Consider the following 19,388-nt stretch of genomic DNA (forward strand, 5'->3'; position numbering starts at 1 on the left):
ACATTCACCTTTTCTTTTTCAATTTTATTTTGCTTCCAATAAAAAAAATGGCGATAAAAACACCCATGATTATTAGACCGTAATAGCCGGCATAAGTTTCTAAAGCAAAGACGTCGATTAGATTCCGTGGGAAAAGGGCGATTAAATATATGATAGGAAGAAATAGTAAAACAAAAGGCTTCAGCTTTTTTCCGAACAGCTGGGAAAGTCCCAATGATGCTGTATAGTGGGTGAGCACATAAGTAAAAAAAATTTGAATGATCCAAACAATTAGTAAAAAGGATTCAAACCTTTCAAAAAAAATGCCTACGTATTCATACTGCTTAACAAAGGAGATGAGGGGATATGTGTCTGCTCTTGCCCCATTAATGGATAGCGCACCAATTGTCAAAATAGTGGCTGTTAAATTTAAAGCTGTTGGAATCGCGGTCCCCCAAAAAACTGCCTTTTTGGCTTTTTTAGGATGTTTCATAAAGGCTATCCAGATCATAATAAACTCTACACCTGAAATTGTAAAAAGTGTAGGGGGAATCCCTTTCACAACTGGGATGACACCATGTCCTAATACTGGAAGTATATTTTCAGTCTGAAACATCTTGAGCCCCATAATAATAACAATAAAAAAAATAATAAATGTGATCGGGGCCAATAGCTGAATTAAACGGGCTATCAAGTTGATCCCTCCCATGGCGGCATAGCTACCTACCCATAGCATAGAAATCAAAATCACTTCAATCGGGGTGTTTTCCAATAGATAGAATTTAGTGACTTCACCCATCATGCGGATTTCAAAACCGCTGATTAGAAGAGCATAAAAAATAAAAATGATACACAGTATGGTGCCTATGCCCTTTCCAGCCAACTGCTTACTGAAGTCAAAAAATGTCTTTCCTTGATAACGCAATGCAAAATTAGTGATTAACAAGCCAATCAGCAAAGAAATAATCCAACCAAGAATAATTGAGATCCACACATCAGGTGTGCCCACTTCTTCGGCAAGCCTTCTGGGAACCGTTATAATGCTGAAACCTATAATGGTAGAAGATAGGATGTATGTTGTTTGCATTGTGGTAATCAAACTTTCTTTTCTCTTGAGCAAAATGGTTCACAGCCTTTTCTTTTTTCTTCGATACTTGTTTATGTCAGATGAAAGTTCCTTCGGACGGATAATCATGGAAAATAAAGGTAGTCTAAATATGGTGTCTTTTACATCTTTAAAATCAAATATATTTGCAGTAAAATAAGGTGTTCCAAAACTTTCAAGTTTTGATAAATGAATGCATATTATCAGCAAGAACAATAAAATACCGTACAATCCTAAAGTAGCTGCGCAAAACATCCCACCAAAACGTAGTATTCTTAAACCAATCCCTATATTGTATTGAGGAATTACGAAGGAGGAGATAGCAGTCAAGGCAACCACAATGACCATGATTGGGCTCACAAGATTGGCTTTAACGGCCGCTTCACCAATAACAAGTCCTCCGACCAACCCGACTGTAGAACCGACAGGTCTTGGCAAGCGAAGTCCAGCTTCACGCAAAATTTCAACTGAAACTTCCATTAGGATGGCTTCGACTAAAGAAGGGAATGGTGAGTTAATCCTTGAGCTTGCCATGGACAGAGCCAGTTTAGTTGGTATCATTCCTTGATTAAAGGAGACAAACGCAATGTAGAGACTTGGCAGGAATACACTAATAAAAGATGCCGTAAAGCGCAGCATTCGAAAGAATGACATCGGCAACCATCTTTCATAATAGTCTTCTGGAGTTTGAATGAACATAGGTAATGTCACAGGAACAATTAAAGCAAATGGAGATCCATCCAACAGTATGGCAACTCTCCCTTCCAAAAGGGCGCCCATTACTCGGTCGGGCCGTTCGGTATTTTGAATTTGAGGAAAGAGTGAAAGATAATTGTCTTCTATAAGCTGCTCGATATATCCGGTATCAAGTGCATTATCAATGTCAATCTGTTTGATTCGCTCCGAGACTTCTTCTACGAGATCTTCTTCTGCAATCCCTTTTATATAAACGAGTGAACATAATTTAGTCTGTTTTCCGATTTGATAATCAACCATTCTAAGGTTGGGACTTGGACTAAGCCTTCTTAAAAGGGCCGTATTATCCCTAAGATTTTCAACAAAGCCAATACGGGGACCTCTAACAAGGGTTTCTGTTGGTGCTCCCATAATATCCCTAGATTTCCATCCCTTTACATCAATGATGATTGCGTCGTGAAGCCTATCGATGATTAAAGCGGCCGATCCAGTCAAAATCCCATGCAGGATATCATCAATAGTTTTGTTTTCCTTAACATCTGTCATAGGAATATGCTTACTCAAAAGAAATGACTCAACTTCATTAGATGAGAAGTTTTTGCCAGCATATAAAGTCATTAAAGGAGTTAAGAGATGATCATGTATCATCTGTTTATCTGTAAGTCCGTCTATATGAATGAGGGCAGCTTTCATTCCAGAAGATCCGATGACAAATTTCCTGACTGAGAGGTCGGAGCTGCGTCCGACGCACTCAGATATATGACTGATATCTTTAGACAGATCTCCTGTTAAAGATTTCATTGACTTTTTCTCTATGTAGGGGCGTTTCGTCTCTTTGTGGATTTTTTTTAAAGACTCTCCTATTTCAGAAAAAATATAGGGAACAATAAATACAATTATAGCCCCTGCCATGACATCAAAACGAAAGAGAAATAAATACAATTCATCCATCTTTGTTTTCCCTCCTTTTTCATAGCATGTCCTATAAAAGGTGCATTTATGACTGAAAGATTTACACAGATATCGTTGATTGGATTGCTAATCAAAGCACTTGTTTTTTGTTAAATCCAAATGAGAAAAGGCTGTGATATTCCACTGATTTTTGTTCACCTTCAACACAAATATACATCCATAGGTTAGATTTTTCTTTTTAAATGAGGAAATGAATAATTTGAGGGGATAAATGGGAAATTCCGTCTATTTTCGTCAGAATTAAATCCCTTTATTGTAACATATCGGCGGATTGAGCTTTACATACGATGTTTATATGTCTTTTTAAAAAAGTCTTGATAGGTAGAAATAAGACAACAGGTGGAAATGTTGGATCGTGGAAGAGCACGAAAGAGGATGTGATTGTCTTGAACTTTCTTTAGAACCACCATGTGTAAGAATAATTGGCGGAGTTTTTACATGAATGATACTTTCCTCAATTATTATGAAGTCCGGATATACAAGGTGGATCAAGTGAGTGGAATTTGCAAGAGCAGAGAACGTATGCACATGCAACAAATCTAGCGGCTGATTCTATACCATTCACTGGGACTGTCCTGATGCTATTTCTAATGAAATTCTTGTAAAAAAAATTTACAATTAATAAAGAGTTTGTACTTCTTTAAAGTGGAGGATAAAACTTTATAAAATTAAACGGGGAGCATTCAATGATTAACTTAGGTAGTCATTTAGCCATTAAAGTTAAATTCTACGAAAGAGTGATTAAACAGTAAATACAACCATGTCCTTTATTACGGACATGGTTGTATTTATCCACTCGGCTGGTCAATCAGGTCCATTAGTTGATCAATAAACGCTTCATATGACGGTGAATTTGCAAGCTTTCTCACATTCGTTGCACTTGCAAGGATTTTAATATATTCGTCATATATGTCCCTGTAGATATTTCGTTCATTCTTGTTCATGGCGATTAACGTCACAATCCGTATGTTAGTAGCGTCTCCCCACTTAATTGGTTTATTCGTGATTAGTACAGCGATAGAAGTTTGTAATGCATCCATATGGATGGAATGAGGAACGGCTACGATATTATTAAAGGCGGTAGAGGACAACTTTTCCCTTTTAATAACATTTCCCACAAAATCCTTTTTAACTAAGCGAAGATCGGTCATCTTTCCGGTGATAAATGATATAATATCAAATTCATCTTGGAACGTTTGATTACTGAACATAAATATCCGTTTATCAAATAAGGAAAGCAGGTTTTGTTTAAGTTGCTGTTGCTCCTTTTCCTGTTTGATTCGGTAGACAAGTGTTTGTATGTTTAGTATATCATCTGAGGACAGAAACGTACTGATAACAACTTTGGCAATAGTCTGATCTAATGGAATCTCCATCGTAGAAATAATAAAATCAGCCTGAAGTGCTGATATTTCCTTGTCAATCCTTGTTACTACCTTTATGACTCGTAATTGATTGGCGAAGTAGTGTTCTATCTTCTCTTTTAATTGAAACTGTAAATGATTATAAGCAGGACAGACGAGTACGACTTCAAGCAGGTCATGTTTTTTTTGTTTTAATTCTAAACAGCTTCCTACATGTAAGGAAATATATGTAATCTCATCTTCATGCAGGTGTATATCTAGCTTTTCTGAAATTAGATTACTAATATAGACCGATAAATCGTAGATAAGTGGAGAAGACATTTTAATTGATTGTGTTAAGGGATTTTTATATGGAAAATTGTTGGAACACCTTACCACCATATTTTGGACATGCAAGACAAACTTGGTTTTAAACTCTTCATCCTCCAAACTAATAAGATAGTTCTCGTTCACTTTTTCTAAGATTTCATCAATTAAAGTCTCATATTTTGCTTGGACAAACTTCTCCTTTTCCTCTGACATATTGGTAGTCTTACTGCTAAAGAGTGCTTGTAAATAATATAATTCATTGTGATCCATGTGAACCTGGAAATACGATTCTATTAGGCCTTGGATTTCATGTATGATGGTCATCGAAATAAAAGTTTCTTTATACGGATAGACAAGGTGATTGACGTACTGGTTATCCTGCATGCGTTCAATAGATATAATAATATGATAGATAATATTGCCTAGCGTATATTCATTTATATCGTAACCATGGTTCTGGATAATCTGCAACAACATTGTTTTGAAATTGTGTAATTCATATCCAAATATTTTTTCTAGATCTATAATATTATAAAAGGTAGTATTATATTGTTTATAATAAATCATACTCATTACTTTTCGTTTATCAATTTCTTTTCCTCGCAGGAACAAATGACCTTTCACACGATAAATATTCAAATGATAGTTGCTAATAAACTTCCGGCATTCGATAATATCCTTTTCAACAGTGGGAACGCTTACAAACATATCCTCACTCAAATCAAATATATCAATACCATCTTCTGATAGAATTATTTGCTGTAAAATGTAGTATACTCTATTGCTTAAGCTTTCTTTCTTTTGCTGGGACAGCCCCCTCAAGTTTTCTGCCGTTTTCAAACGGTACCCCATATTAGATGATTCTATTGCAAGCGATGACTGATATTGTTGATTGATATATTGAACATAATTCCGTAACGTCCGAGAAGAGATATTTAAATAATCCAAAATTTCGTTTGTTTTCATCCAATCTTTTCGTTCTTTCAGTATCTGAATTAGTGATTTGATATTCTTGTCCTTCATTTATAATTCCACCTCTTTTTTTTATTATCATTATACTATCTATAAGCTTGATGACGAAAATAAATATGTTGCCAATAGGTAGGTAATATTTACATTGGTTAGTTTTACAATGATTTGGACATAATATAGTTAAGCGTGAAATAAGGAGGAAACAACAATGAAAAAAAAGATCTTATTAATTTGCAGTGGCGGAGCCTCTAGTGGGTTTTTAGCTCAGAATATTCGAAAGGCAGCCAAGAAAAAAGGATTAGAGGTCGAAGTGATGGCTCGTGGAGAATCCGAATTAAATGATTATAAGGATAGCATTGATATGGTGTTGATTGCTCCCCACTTGAGTTATATTCAAGACGATATTGCGGCCGAACTTGCAAATACAAATATTCCATTTCAATTAATCGATCAAATGACATATGGCACTTTAAATGGAGAGAAAGGACTCGAAATCATTGTAAAAGGATTAGGCTTAGAATAATCTGATGAAGGAGGGGTAAGAATGAATAAATTAATTGAATACATGAATCGGTCTTTTGCACCTAAAATGAATAAAATTACTCGAAATGCCTGGGTATCGGCTATTCAAGAGTCTATCATGGGTGTGTTGCCCTTAATTCTTGTCGGATCATTAATCACCTTGATTATGATTTTAAACGATTTTATACCCAATATGCCTAATTTACAGCCTATCAGTGATTTTTCGTTTGGTCTGATGAGTTTGTTTATCTCTTTTTTAGTCCCATATTTTATACTGGAAAAGCTAAAAAAGAATGACCGAAAATTAATTGCTGGATTGACGGGGGCAGCAATGTTTTTGTTATTGCTTTCTCCAACCTTTGATGCGGAAGGTCAAATTATATTTTCCTTTGAAAGGTTTGGCGCAAATGGGATGTTTGTTGCCATTATCGTTGGCTTATTGGTTGGTTTTGTCTTTTATTTGTTTAGTAAGATCTCCTTTTTTAAAGAATCTAGTTCTTTACCTGATTTTATTATCGTTTGGTTTGATACGATTGTACCGATTTCTCTTTTATTATTAGCTGGATGGCTCGTTACAATTGTTGGAACCTTTGATCTTTATGCCTCGATTCTTAGTTTATTTGAGCCGTTGAATAGTATTGGACAAAGTTTTGCTGGCTTTGTCGCTATTACATTTATTTGTGTGTTTTTATATTCTTTTGGTATTAGCCCATGGGCACTGTACCCAGTTGTATTTCCGATGTGGATGGCAGGAATTGAACAGAATGCAAGCCAATTAGCGCAAGGTCTGAACCCTTCCAATATCCATACGTTTGAAACATTAATGGCTTGGATTTGGATTGGTGGCATGGGTACCACATTACCATTGGTGATTATTATGTTAGTGATTGCTGAGTCGAATCACTTGAAGGCGGTTAGTAGAGTGACCATTGTACCTTCGATTTTTAATATTAATGAACCCGTAGTATTCGGGGCGCCGGTTGCCTTTAATCCAATCTTGATGATTCCAATGTGGTTGAATGGTATTATTATTCCAGCCATCACTTATTTAGTGCTTTCGTTTGGAGTCATTCCACTGCCAGCAGAGGTTATGCAATTATGGTATTTACCAATTGGTATTTCCACCTTTTTGGTGAATACAAACTTTAGCAGTTTATTTCTTTTGGTTATTAACCTTGTTGTATCGCTGATCATATGGTATCCATTCGTCAAGGTATATGATAAACAAAAAGTAGCAGAAGAAACAGAACAACAAGTTTAATCTATCAACTTTAGGGGTGATTCATTTGAGTCAAAATAATACAGAGGCACTGCAAGAAGTTGCGATGCAAATCATTTTAGGGGCAGGCAATGCGCGTGCCGATATTCAAACGGCTCTGAGGCATGTGGAAACATTTGAGTTTGTACACGCAGAAGAAGCATTAACACAAGCAAAAAAGCATATGTCTCAAGCTCACTCTTTCCAGACAGAAACGATCCAAAAAGAGGCAAGGGGGGAAGAAATAGTTTTCTCGACCTTATTTACCCATGCACAAGATCATTTGATGACGGTTATGAGTGAATGGAATATGGCGAGAAATTTATTAAGAATCTCTCAATCATTAGAACAAAGAATAAAAAAACTAAAAGAGTAACTATAAGTAGATGGGAAGTGATAGAGATGTATCGGCATGCAAATAATCAATTTCCAGTTTCCTTTCTTTGGGGAGCGGCAACTTCAGCTTATCAAATAGAAGGTGAACACTTGTCTCATGGCAAAACATTGTCTGTTGTTGAAAAGAATATGAATCGTAAATATGCGGACTCTAGCGTCGCCTCTGGACACTATCAGTATTGGGAAAAAGACATTGAATTAATGAAAGAGTTAGGATTGAAAGCTTATCGCTTTTCCATTGCTTGGACGAGAATTTTGCCTAATGGCCGCGGCGAAATAAATCAAGATGGCATTGCTTTTTATCGTCGTATCATTAACAAACTAAAGGAATTTCAAATTGAACCTATTGTGACGATTTATCATTTTGATTTACCACAATGTCTGCAAGAGGAATATGGTGGCTGGTCATCTAGAAAAGTGATTCAGGATTTTGAAGAATATTGCGAGGTGCTTTTTACACATTTTCCAGATGTGAACTATTGGCTCACCATTAATGAACAAAGCAATATGTTTCAGTTGCCATATTTGATGGAGTTTGATCCTGATATGCCATTAGAGAAACAGAAATATGAAATGAATCATATTATGACATTAGCACATGCAAAGGCGGTGCATTTATGTCGTAATATGCTTCCAAAAGCAAAAATTGGACCAGCTTTAGGAATCATACCCAACTATCCGGCAACATCCAAACCAGAAGATATTTTAGCTGCCAGACACGCAGATGACTTAAGAACCTATTTGTTTATGGACTTATACATGAAAGGTGAATACCGTTCTTTTGTATGGAATTATCTGGTGGATAATGGACTGGAGCCCACGATAGAATCAGATGATATGGCATACATAAAGTCTGCCAAACCTGATTTTATAGGGTTGAATTATTATCAATCACGTGTTGTGAAGTATATCCCAGAGGAAACTGATAAAAAAGAATTGAAGATGAATTATGATGGTGAGGATGATTATACACAATTCGATAACATTCCCGGTATGTTTGAAGGGGGAGTCAACCCTTACACAGAAAAAACTAGATGGGATTGGGAGATTGATCCTGTAGGTTTTCGATATCTATTGAATGAACTATATGATCGCTATCATGTTCCAATAATGATTACCGAAAATGGGATTGGTACATTAGATCAAGTGACGGATGATCAAAAGATTCATGATCAAGAGAGGGTGGACTTCTTGCGAGATCATCTTCAACAGCTTCTACTGGCAATTAAAGATGGGGTGGACATATGGGGATATATGGCATGGTCCTTTATGGATTTACTAAGTACGTCCAGCGGTTTTAGAAAGCGTTATGGTTTTGTATATATTGACCGTGATGATCAAGAAGTAAAATCATTGGAGCGAATCAAAAAGGATAGCTTTTACTGGTATCAAAAAGTGATTGCTTCTAATGGACGACATCTATCAGATAGTTAGGATGCTGAAAGAGTATGAATATTGATTTAGCTTAAGAAGGTTGTCGCAAAATGCATTATTTGTATGTATTTTGTGACAAGCTTTTTTGTGTTTCAGTGCATTATCGATGTCTTGCTATGTGTAGTAGCTTTCATTTCCAATTCCGGAAGATCCAATTCCCTGTCGATAAGAATTCGGTTATTCATTTTATCGCTTTGCTTTTTTCTCCCTTCCTCTCATTTTAAAATACTTTTCTTTTACATGTCCCATATCATTTTCGGTGTTGCTAACAAATATTCTTTCACCTATATATTTCTACATGCCAACTTCAGATAACAAAGTTATAATATTAGGCGAGGTGATATAAATGATAAATTATCGAATTCTTGTGATAGAGGATGATCAGGCGATTCAAGAACTCATTAAACAATTTTTAATGACGCAAAAATATATTGTAGAGACTGCATCTGATGGATTTGAGGGAATGAAGCAATTTAATAAACAGCCATTTGACCTTATAATTCTTGATGTGATGTTGCCGAATCTGAGTGGCTTTGATGTGGCAAAAATGATTCGTACTCATTCAAAGGTACCTATTATTATGCTAACCGCAATGGAGGAAGAACAAGATCAAATCAAAGGATTTGAACATGGAGCCGATGATTATATTACGAAGCCTTTTTCCTTTCATGTTTTGATTCGGCGAGTAGAAGCTGTACTAAAAAGAAGTTATGATCAAAGGAAGGGAAATCAATTTATTTTTAAAGAAATACAGGTGGACGGTGATGCATATAAAGCATACGTAAATAAGGTAGAAATACCTCTTACAACAAAGGAATTTGAAATTTTGTATTTATTATTAAGGAATGGTAAAAATGTACTTACGAGGGAGACGATAGTAGAAGAAGTTTGGGGTTATGAGTATGTAGGAGATACAAGAAACATTGATACACATATTAAGAATATAAGAAAGAAGCTAAACCTCCCCTATATTAAAACGATAAAAGGTATAGGATATCAAATAGATGAATAAAATACGAGAAATAATACGAATGAAACGTATTACCTATAAACTGTTTCTCATTACATCACTCATTTTGTGTTCTTTTGCTATTTTAATTTATGTTTCCTTATACTTTTTTCTCCCTACTTTTTATGAAAAGTATAAAATAAATCAGCTCCAAATAGGATTTGAAGAAATGATTGAGAAAGCCAAAGATCTTACGTTTCAAGAGGCGAAACCACTGCTAACTGAATACGGAAACAAAAATAACGCCCTTCTTTACGTTCAAAATACTGAAGGAATAATTATCTATTCTCCTTCTATCCATATTATAGGTGATTCAAAGGAACCCATACCGAGTAAGAGTACAGAGATTAATTCAATTGGTAGGGTCTCAACAAATACGCCTTTAAATTCATACAGTATTAATCAATCTATACAATTCAAGGATGGCACGCTAATTATTAATGTAGCGGCAACATTACAGCCTATAGATGAAGCATCACAAGTTTTGACTCTTTTCATTCCGTATATCAGTATTATTGTGATATTTATCGGAATTGGAAGTGCTTATTTATACTCAAGGTTCATTACGAAACCAATCCTATATGTTAGTCAAGGAGCACAAAAAATGGCAAACCTCGATTTTTCAGAAAAAATTGAGGTGCGTTCTAATGATGAGTTGGGAGAATTATCAAATAGTCTTAATGATATGGCTATTAACTTGCAAGAAAATATACACGCTTTACAACAGGCGAATCAACAATTAAAGAGTGACATAGAAAAGGAAAGAGAAATAGAAAAGAAACGAAGGGAGTTCTTTGCCATTGTTTCACATGAATTAAAGACACCTCTGACTACTTTGAAAGGACAACTTGAAGGGATGATATATAATATTGGTCCCTATAAAGATCGTAACACCTATTTGTATAAAAACTTCTATATTGTTAATGATATGGAAAATTTAATTCGTGAAATTTTAAGTATATCCAAGTTGGAGCAACATACCTTTAAACCTCAATGTGAAGAAGTAAATCTTTCGAACTTGATTCTTGCTATTGTAGAAAAACTTGATTTCTTTGCGTCTGAAAAGGATATTCAGATGATAAAACAAATTGCCCCTAATATTTGTGTATACACAGATTGTAATCTTTTAGAAAAAGCTTATAAAAACATTATTCATAATGGCATTATGTATTCGCCACGTGGTGAAAAGGTATATGTGAAATTAAATCTATCAAAGGACCATACTAACATCCAATTTCAAGTTATGAATACAGGTGTACAGATTAAAGATGACGACATTCAGCAAATTTTTAAGCCATTTTATCGTATTGAAAAATCGAGAAATCGTAATACAGGTGGAAGTGGATTAGGCCTCTATCTTGTGAAACGAGTATTTGAAGCTCTTGCAATCACATATAATGTGAGAAATATAAAAAAAGGTGTGCAATTTGCTGTTACGATTCCTATAACAAACAAAAATATAGATAAAGACCCCCATTCTTGATATGCTCCCCTTAAAGGTAGACAGATTGAATAAAAAATCTTTTTGCCATGGGACTGATCCCATAAGATGATACAAATAAAAAACACCTCTTCAAGTTTGAAAACGGATAGTTGTTATCCTAAATGTGGAGGTGTTTTTTCTATGGGGACAATATGACAGGAATTAAATATCAAGAATAAGAACTAGGTGCAGACATGGGTCAGGTGGTATAAGGATGGGAATACACACCGATTAACCCTCTGATCTTCTCACCGTTGATGAAATCCGTAGTGCAGAATGAATGTCATCAAGTTCAAATCTGCAATAATGGTGTCTTTTCTTTAGATAGCTTTATGTCTTTAGTAAGACTTGGCTTTTACACAACTGGATCACCTGCTCATAGGTTAATATCATAAAGCTGGGTGAAATCTAAAATATTGACAGAAAATTTTGAATTCTAAAAAAATCCATGGTATATTTAACTATATTGTTGCAAGAAAAAGGGAGGTGAAAGTGATTCTTTAAATTTTTAATGTAGCCTGTCTCTCCCTAGATTTTTGTTAAAACTTTATTTGAGGTGATAGGGATTATGCACAAGTCTTCTATACTTAAAAAAACAGTATTAATTTTTATGATCACACTTTTACTAGGAATTAGTGTAATACCTACTACACAGGAAACAACTTATGCACAAGCTCCAGAGAATACGAATGGTGTTCAGTCAGCTACTGTTGACTGGATAAGAAACTTAGATTTATTGGTCGCTGGGCTATATATCGCGCGAGGATTAGCTCTTGATTTAATGGACAAAGCTCCTTTTTGGAGACCTACAGAAATACAAGATCTGGATGGGAAGAACAAGCTAGATACAAGACAAAGGTTATTAAGGTGGGATCGGCGTCCCCCCAATCAGATTTTGCGAGATGGATTTATTCCACAAGTTATTCAAGAAGCTCCAAGCGTGCAAGAAACAGATTTATATAGGTATGTAGATTCAAATACACCTTCTATATTTGTTTCAACAACAAAAACAAGATATAAAGATGGGAAAAGACAACAACCATGGACTCCTCGATCCTCAGCTAGGGGAATTGTCTATCAATATGAAATTTTTGCACCAGGAGGAATCGATGTGAATGTTTTTGGAGATCAATCTCCTTGGCCAAATCAAATAGAAGTAGCTTTCCCGGGCGGAATTCGCCCTGAATTTATTCGATCGGTTCGAGAACTGCAAGACGGGCGAATTCAAAGAGTCTGGATTAACCCATATTTTTCAGACCCTGGGGAGTTAGAAGGGATAGCAGCTTCATCTAGAACAGAACTAGTAAATTGGTATCCAGATCATCCAGATGGTAACCATAAAGATGCTGATGTTCCAGATAAAAAGATTAAAAATACAAGCTTTAACCCTGATAACGATATGTATGGAGAAAACGGCACTGTTCCACCAGGAGATGATCTTTCTACTTTCACTGGCCCAGGAATAATTCCAGATGGTGAATATCAAATAAAGAGTAAAAAAGACGAAAACATCTTAGCAGATTTATCTAAAAATGAAAGTGGATCACTCGTTCATGCATCTCAAAATTATGGTTTTAATAATCAAAAATGGAATTTCGTTTATAATAGTAGCAAGGATGCTTATAAAATAAAAAGCACTCAAAATCAAAATTTATTGTTGACTTGGAATAGTAAACACGGGAATAATATTATTGGATATGATGATAATAACTATAATGATCAGTATTGGAAAATAGAAATAACGAGCGATGGTTATTATAAGTTCAGAAGTTTGTATAATACTAATATGTTACTGGATTTACATTCTGGTAATACGTCTGATGGAACCCCATTGTTTGCATGGATTGAGAATGGAGCACCTTCACAGGAATGGAAAATAGATAAAACACAGTATCAACCATTAAAAGATGGTCAATATCAAATCAAAAGTAGTATTGATACAAATAAAATAGCCGATCTAAGCAAAGTAGAAGATGGCGCTAAAATTCATATTTATCAAAACTACAGTCTGGATAATCAAAAATGGAATTTCACTTTTGATTCGTCCAAACAAGCTTATAAAATTACAATCCCTAGTAATCCAGTAATTTCATTTGCCTGGGATAGTAATCGTTCTGGGAAAATAATTGGTGCAACTGGAGATTATAGTGATCAATATTGGCGTCCCGAAAAAACATCAGATGGTTACTTTATTCTTAGAAATTACAAAAATCCTAAGATGGTTTTAGATCTCCCTGAAGGAAATACGACTAATGGTGCACAATTACAAGCCTATGAATACAATGGAACAAAAGCTCAAAAATGGGGTATTACTTCTGTTGTGAATCAAACCATAGAAGACGGTGAATATTTAATAACAAGTAGTATAAACCAAAATAAAGTAGCAGATTTAACATCTGACAGTAAGGTAGTTATATATGATAAACATTTTAAGAATAATCAAAAGTGGAGATTTACCTTTAATAAAGATAAACAAGCTTATAGAGTCGTAAATGTAAATAACACAGACTTAGCATTTGCCTGGGATAGTAATTATTCCGGAAAAATAATTGGTGCAACTGGAGATTATAGTGATCAATATTGGCGTCCCGAAAAAACATCAGATGGTTACTTTATTCTTAGAAATTACAAAAATCCTAAGATGGTTTTAGATCTCCCTGGAAGAAATACGACTAATGGTACACAATTACAAGCCTATGAAGACAACGGAACAGTCACACAGATAGCACAGAAATGGTCGCTGCAAAGAGTGGATGTTCCAATCCTGCCAGATGGTACGTACAATATATCAAGTAAGCTAGATTATAAAAAAGTAATCGATAAAAACAACAATAACGCTATCATATGGCAGTACATTAATGCTACAGCTCAAGATTGGAAACTTGAATATGACTCTAATAAAAAAGCCTACAAAATTCGTAATGGTTATGCTCAAAATTTAGGTTTGTATTATCAAGGTAAAAACCTTAATATTGCTGTAGATAATATAGACTCACCTCCTGATGAGAACGAATTGCGAAAGTTTTGGATTGTAGAATATAATAATCAGCATGGGGCTTTTTCAATCAGAAGTGCGTATGATCCTACTCAAGTACTAGATCTACAGGATTCAAGTTTAGAGAATGGAAACAACATAATTAGCTATACGCCTAATCTTAATAAAAATCAACTGTGGAATTTTATGCCTCGTATTAATTAAACTTAGAAAAAGAAAGACAGCCGACATCTGAACTGCCCCGTAAATATTAGACACCAATCATTAACCTTTACGGGTGTTTTTTGGGCCAAATTTACGTGAGAAGAAAAGATACAAAGTGTTTTGAGATATAATCAAGGGAAAGAATTGATAAGAGAAATTATATAGGTGTTCATCATGAACATCAAGGGGAATGCGGCTTTATAAAAAGCTATACAAGCTACTCTACTCACTTAAAAAGGATGTACTAACATATATGAACGAAATGGGTACATCCTCTGTCGAAAAAGGATCAGAAAACCAGCATGATAAGAAGAACCATCTTAAACATGAACCGCCGTTTTAAAAAGCGCCTCAATCATAAGCACATCTATCAACAGAAGGATGATTGAAAAACGCATGATATTGACGCATATATTCACTTTTACAACCATGATCGTCTATAAGAAAAAACTAAACAGCTTTTGCCCTGTATTCCGACGGGCTGAAGCTGTTTAGTGTGTTTCGGTTATTTCCACTGTCTCTTGACAGTAGGTATGTTACTTGCGATTATAATTCTTTAAAACTAATTTTTTGTTTTCTAGATAAACAGTTTTATCTGATTGATCTGCTACGTCTAATGAGTGAGTCACTACAATAATACATTTATTTTCTTTATGGGCTAACTCTTTAAATAGTTCAATAATTTCCCGGGCTGTTTCTTTATCTAAATTTCCTGTTGGTTCATCTGCTATTAATAAATCTACATTGCAAGATAATGCACGGGCAATTGCTACACGCTGTTGTTGTCCACCACTAAGTTGTAATACATTACGTTTCGCCTGAGCTTCTGTTAATCCGACCTTTTCTAACAATTCTAATGCTCTTTCTTTTTTATTATTCAACTCAACCCCTGTAATCTCCATTGCTGTCAGTACATTCTGCAGAGCTGTCATATAAGTAATTAAATTATACGACTGAAAAATACATGCTACATGTTGATTACGATATTGATCTAATCCTATTTTTTGAATATTCTTTCCTTTGTAGAGTACGTATCCACTCTTTGGTACGTCTAAGCCACACCCTAAGCCCAATGTGGTTGTTTTACCAGATCCGGATGGACCTATGATTGTATAAAAACATCCTTGTTGAAAAGAAAAGGTAACATTGTCTAATATTTTTATTTTTTTATGGTTACTCTCATAGTGATAGTTGGTATTTTTAAACTGTAAAATTGTACTCATTTTAATCCTCCTCATTCATCTTTCAAGAGTATATTTTTAGGTTTTAAACGAAGAATTGATAAAGCTGGAATGATTGTAGAAAGAAGTGCAATACCAATCCCTATTCCCCCGACTTTCGCCAAATCTCCTTTTGTTATACTAATATCAATCTGATCAATAGGATCCGCTGTTTGTTGTTGAGTTGGATCTATAATCATTTCAGAAGATGATGTAGTCTCTTCAGTTGTCGCAATTTCATTCGCTAATAAATGATCTCCAATTTTTTGTGACACCTTCTCACCAGTCATTAAAGAAAGACCGAATGCTAATAATGCAATACATAGTATTTCAACCATTAGCTGGCCAATCATTTTCCATTTTTTCTCGCCAATGGATAATAAGATTCCAATTTCTTTTCTGCGTTCTTTAACAGATAAGGTAATAATTAAACCTAAAATGACTGCACCTGCAATGGAAACCACATAAATAACCATTTTAGAAATGGATGCGATGTTTTCAATTGGACCACTCATCTGCTGGTATAATTTATCATGTGCATCTAATTTAAATGTATCAAAGTCAATATCTGTTTTCTTTGCTTCTTTTTTAAATTCTTCGATATATCTTGGGTTCTTTAGATAGTAAACCGCGTTACTAATTTCAGCATCTGTCAGAGATTCATAAGGAACATACAGTTTGTTAGCAGGATCCATAATAGCTAGAGGAACTCCTTCTATATTTGGAGGTTGTTCGTCCGTTTCATAGATACCAATAATCTCATATTCCATTTCCTTACCCTCTCGTGATTTCCATTTAATCTTATCTCCTACTTTTAAGTTGTTTTTTTCAGCTAATCTTTTTTCAATTAGGGTAACCTTTTTGTTTTTTACATCTGGTGTAATGGCTTTCCCATCTATTATCTTGCTTCTTCCATCTTTAAAACTCGCTGTTAAATTAGAGTTCCTTACCCCGTCAATGGATAGATCTCCAGGAACTTGCATGATTTGAGAGTTGTTGTCTTCACTATCTTCATCTTTAATAGGTGTAAATCCATCAGCTTCTCCTATACTAGGTGTTGTAACATTATAGTCTATTACATATGGAGAATTTGCTAATTTATCTATTGTTTTTTTATCAGGAAAGGATGGGACTTTGACCATACCCCCATTTTGTTTCATGCTTTTTTCAAAATCTGGTTGTAGAGTGACATCAGCCCCTAATTTTTCTCTTGCTAACTCTGATGCCTTTTGGGATGCGTTTTGAATGGCGAAGCCGGCTAATACTAAATTAGTTACAATAAAGAAAATACATAGAAGTATTATAGACTTTACCTTTCGTTGTTTCATACTAAGAAATGCACGTTTAATAAAATTCATCATTCAACTCCTCCTTGTTATCTATACTTTATAGAATCAATCTGTAGTTGATATGTAGATAAAATGAAGAATGTCTAGAGAGTTAGAGGAGTTTATGTGTAGAAAAAGATATAGAAAGTTAAAGGTAATGAAAAATAAATTAACACCATCTAAGATTTTAAAATATTGAAAAATCTAACAAATGAAAATCTATATCTAATTTATTCTCCGTATTTTGTGGGATTTTTCCGCCGATATTTTAGCAGTTAGCTTTAATTTTTCATATTTTGAATTTCATCTTGAAACACTTCTCTTTTACATGTAAATTATGGTTGAGTAGAAACACAGTAAAACTGTGATCATTTAAAAGGCTTTTTCTCTGAGAAGAGAAAAAGCCACATTTGTACTGCTATTTAAGAATGAGCTCTATTCCTGCGCACCAATAGAAATAACTCTGTGATCATTTTAGATTTAAAAATTCTTTAATCTCCGTAACTTGTGCTTTTTTTGGATAGCTTTCATATAATCCGCCTGCTAAGCGAATTGGATCTCCGAAGAAAAATCTTTCATAGTGTGTTTGTCTTGTGCCAAAAGAGCTCATAGTGAGATCCCAAGCTAAGCGAAAAATTTTAACTCTATCTTCCCCATTCGTATCAGTAGCTTGCAAATAATGGTTAAGATCCTCTTTCATCTCTGAATTAAAGGTGTCTTCGGTCGGCAATGTAACCATTCCACTAGCACCAATTAACTGTATAATTTCTGTAAAACGAGGATAGATTTTAGGAAAAAGTGTGCTGATTACCTGAAGGGGAATCAGACTAGGTCGCATATATCCCCACTCATCTAACTTTGCATCATTTTCTGATTTTTCTAAAAGTGCCTTTATGGTTTCGAGACCAATAATTACTTCTGACAATTTTCCTTGTATATGTTGGTACTCAGATATATTAATGGTATCCACGAGAAGTTGAGAAATCCCTAATAGAAATTCAGTCTTTACTATTTGTCTTATGACTACTTGATGAAACGTAAACGCTTGAAAAGAGCTTTGCACCAAAAAGCTGTTGGAAGCTTCTGCATTATCATAAAAAAATACCCTATCCCATGGAACTAAAACATTATCAAAGATTACAATAGAGTCCATTTCTTCATATCTTGAAGCAAGAGGATGATTAAATGCAGATTCTCCTGATACGAAAGATTCCCTGCAAATAAACTTAACCCCTTGAGTGTTAGAGGGGATGGAAAAAGCGAAAGCTTCATCCTGATCCCAAAAGGGTGTCGGGGCTGAAAGCACTAAGACTTCATCTGTTAAGCCACCCTGAGTAGCGAGGAGGCGGGCGCCTTTTATAATAATTCCTTCGTCATTACGATCAACGACTTTAGCGGAGATTGGATTTTCTGACATCTCTAAATTCATTTGAGAACGATTGACCTGAGGAGTAATAAATGTATGGGTAAACGAAAGGTCTTGTTCCATAGCTTTATAGTAAAGTGAACGAATATTTTCAGGGAAGCAGTTTTCTTTATTATTTAAAAGGGATGCAGAAGATGCAAAGCTCATTAATGCAGTGTTCATGTAATCAGGACTTCTTCCCATCATTCCATGTGTGTGTCTTGCCCAACGTTCAATCATTCTTCTTCTTTTTTTTAAATCCTCTTTTGTTTTGGGCTGTAAATAAGATAATCCAACCAGCTCTTTTTTTCCTGGGAGAAGAAAAGTCATCTCATCTGTTAAGTTGCTGTCTGTTTGTAAATCGTAAAGGGAACTCTTGGTTTTTAGAAGACCTTTAAATGTAGGATGTTCAGAAATGTCGCCTTCGACTTTTATACCGTCAAACCAAACTTCATTTTTAAGTTTATTTAAACGATCTATAAACCCTTTACCACTTATGATTCCCATTGAAATCGCTCCTTCAATAATAATGTTATGTTGGGTTAGATTACATAATATGGATTAATATAAATGTTGGTTACATATATAATGGGTTTAAGCCTTTTTGTTGAGGAAAACACATTCTTTCCTATAAATTAATATTTGAATTCTTAAATAAGTTGTATTTGAAAACCAATTTCTACTTTTCTTACGACGGTGAAGTTTTTGTATCCACTCCATGCAGGAAGTTAGTTCAA

General features: G+C 34.7%; 13 protein-coding genes. 7 read left to right on the forward strand and 6 right to left on the reverse strand.

Translation table 11 applies throughout. The features are described 5' to 3' along the window. Positions 1–4 precede the first annotated feature (4 nt). The 3 genes from WAX46_RS02500 to WAX46_RS02510 form a co-directional block, all read right to left on the reverse strand. Positions 5–1,078 (reverse strand): GerAB/ArcD/ProY family transporter, encoded by a 1,074-nt coding sequence (locus WAX46_RS02500; RefSeq protein ID WP_336493313.1) that lies wholly within the window; start codon positions 1,076–1,078, stop codon positions 5–7. Between the two features lie 27 nt (positions 1,079–1,105). Then, positions 1,106–2,731 carry a spore germination protein gene (locus WAX46_RS02505; protein ID WP_336493314.1) on the reverse strand — a complete coding sequence of 542 codons (1,626 nt, stop codon included), beginning with the start codon at positions 2,729–2,731 and terminating at the stop codon, positions 1,106–1,108. Between the two features lie 809 nt (positions 2,732–3,540). Continuing rightward, positions 3,541–5,448, reverse strand: coding sequence for a BglG family transcription antiterminator (locus WAX46_RS02510; RefSeq protein ID WP_336493315.1), 1,908 nt, complete (start codon positions 5,446–5,448; stop codon positions 3,541–3,543). A gap of 157 nt (positions 5,449–5,605) precedes the next feature. On the opposite strand from WAX46_RS02510, the gene WAX46_RS02515 reads away from it, so the two are divergent. The 7 genes from WAX46_RS02515 (at position 5,606) to WAX46_RS02545 (ending at position 14,698) form a co-directional block, all read left to right on the forward strand. After that, positions 5,606–5,920, forward strand: coding sequence for a PTS sugar transporter subunit IIB (locus tag WAX46_RS02515; protein WP_226566783.1), 315 nt, complete (start codon positions 5,606–5,608; stop codon positions 5,918–5,920). Between the two features lie 21 nt (positions 5,921–5,941). After that, complete coding sequence (locus WAX46_RS02520; RefSeq protein WP_226566784.1) at positions 5,942–7,180, forward strand: PTS sugar transporter subunit IIC; 1,239 nt, start codon at positions 5,942–5,944, stop codon at positions 7,178–7,180. 25 nt (positions 7,181–7,205) lie between these two features. Further along, a complete protein-coding gene (locus tag WAX46_RS02525) occupies positions 7,206–7,553 on the forward strand; it encodes a PTS lactose/cellobiose transporter subunit IIA (protein WP_226566785.1) in 348 nt (115 codons plus the stop codon). A gap of 26 nt (positions 7,554–7,579) precedes the next feature. Further along, positions 7,580–9,007, forward strand: a complete 1,428-nt coding sequence (locus WAX46_RS02530) for a glycoside hydrolase family 1 protein (RefSeq protein ID WP_226566786.1) — start codon at positions 7,580–7,582, stop codon at positions 9,005–9,007. 346 nt (positions 9,008–9,353) lie between these two features. Then, on the forward strand, positions 9,354–10,019 hold the full coding sequence (locus WAX46_RS02535; RefSeq protein WP_336493316.1) for a response regulator transcription factor: 666 nt from the start codon (positions 9,354–9,356) through the stop codon (positions 10,017–10,019). After that, entirely contained in the window at positions 10,012–11,499 is a 1,488-nt protein-coding gene (locus WAX46_RS02540; RefSeq protein WP_336493317.1) for a sensor histidine kinase, read from the forward strand. Before WAX46_RS02535 ends, WAX46_RS02540 begins: the two co-directional genes overlap by 8 nt. A gap of 568 nt (positions 11,500–12,067) precedes the next feature. Beyond that, complete coding sequence (locus WAX46_RS02545; RefSeq protein ID WP_336493318.1) at positions 12,068–14,698, forward strand: RICIN domain-containing protein; 2,631 nt, start codon at positions 12,068–12,070, stop codon at positions 14,696–14,698. Positions 14,699–15,234: 536 nt separating this feature from the next. Here the strand turns inward: WAX46_RS02545 and WAX46_RS02550 are convergent. From WAX46_RS02550 to hpaB, 3 genes are all read right to left on the reverse strand, one after another. After that, on the reverse strand, positions 15,235–15,921 hold the full coding sequence (locus WAX46_RS02550; protein WP_226566791.1) for an ABC transporter ATP-binding protein: 687 nt from the start codon (positions 15,919–15,921) through the stop codon (positions 15,235–15,237). A gap of 11 nt (positions 15,922–15,932) precedes the next feature. Then, positions 15,933–17,276 (reverse strand): ABC transporter permease, encoded by a 1,344-nt coding sequence (locus WAX46_RS02555; protein WP_336493333.1) that lies wholly within the window; start codon positions 17,274–17,276, stop codon positions 15,933–15,935. 439 nt (positions 17,277–17,715) lie between these two features. Further along, on the reverse strand, positions 17,716–19,158 hold the full coding sequence (gene hpaB / locus WAX46_RS02560) for a 4-hydroxyphenylacetate 3-monooxygenase, oxygenase component (protein WP_226566792.1): 1,443 nt from the start codon (positions 19,156–19,158) through the stop codon (positions 17,716–17,718). Between the last annotated feature and the right edge of the window lie 230 nt (positions 19,159–19,388).

Origin of the sequence: Bacillus sp. FJAT-53060 (assembly GCF_037104745.1) — a bacterium.
Classification (GTDB): Bacteria; Bacillota; Bacilli; order Bacillales; family Bacillaceae; genus Bacillus; species Bacillus stratosphericus_B.

Bases quoted from the DNA above. Each gene is read 5' to 3' on its own strand.
- WAX46_RS02545 (WP_336493318.1), top strand. From the start codon at position 12,068: ATGCACAAGTCTTCTATACTTAAAAAAACAGTATTAATTTTTATGATC.
- WAX46_RS02510 (WP_336493315.1), bottom strand. From the start codon at position 5,448: ATGAAGGACAAGAATATCAAATCACTAATTCAGATACTGAAAGAACGA.
- WAX46_RS02540 (WP_336493317.1), top strand. From the start codon at position 10,012: ATGAATAAAATACGAGAAATAATACGAATGAAACGTATTACCTATAAA.
- WAX46_RS02535 (WP_336493316.1), top strand. From the start codon at position 9,354: ATGATAAATTATCGAATTCTTGTGATAGAGGATGATCAGGCGATTCAA.
- WAX46_RS02520 (WP_226566784.1), top strand. From the start codon at position 5,942: ATGAATAAATTAATTGAATACATGAATCGGTCTTTTGCACCTAAAATG.
- WAX46_RS02530 (WP_226566786.1), top strand. From the start codon at position 7,580: ATGTATCGGCATGCAAATAATCAATTTCCAGTTTCCTTTCTTTGGGGA.
- WAX46_RS02555 (WP_336493333.1), bottom strand. From the start codon at position 17,276: ATGAATTTTATTAAACGTGCATTTCTTAGTATGAAACAACGAAAGGTA.
- WAX46_RS02550 (WP_226566791.1), bottom strand. From the start codon at position 15,921: ATGAGTACAATTTTACAGTTTAAAAATACCAACTATCACTATGAGAGT.
- WAX46_RS02505 (WP_336493314.1), bottom strand. From the start codon at position 2,731: ATGGATGAATTGTATTTATTTCTCTTTCGTTTTGATGTCATGGCAGGG.
- hpaB (WP_226566792.1), bottom strand. From the start codon at position 19,158: ATGGGAATCATAAGTGGTAAAGGGTTTATAGATCGTTTAAATAAACTT.
- WAX46_RS02515 (WP_226566783.1), top strand. From the start codon at position 5,606: ATGAAAAAAAAGATCTTATTAATTTGCAGTGGCGGAGCCTCTAGTGGG.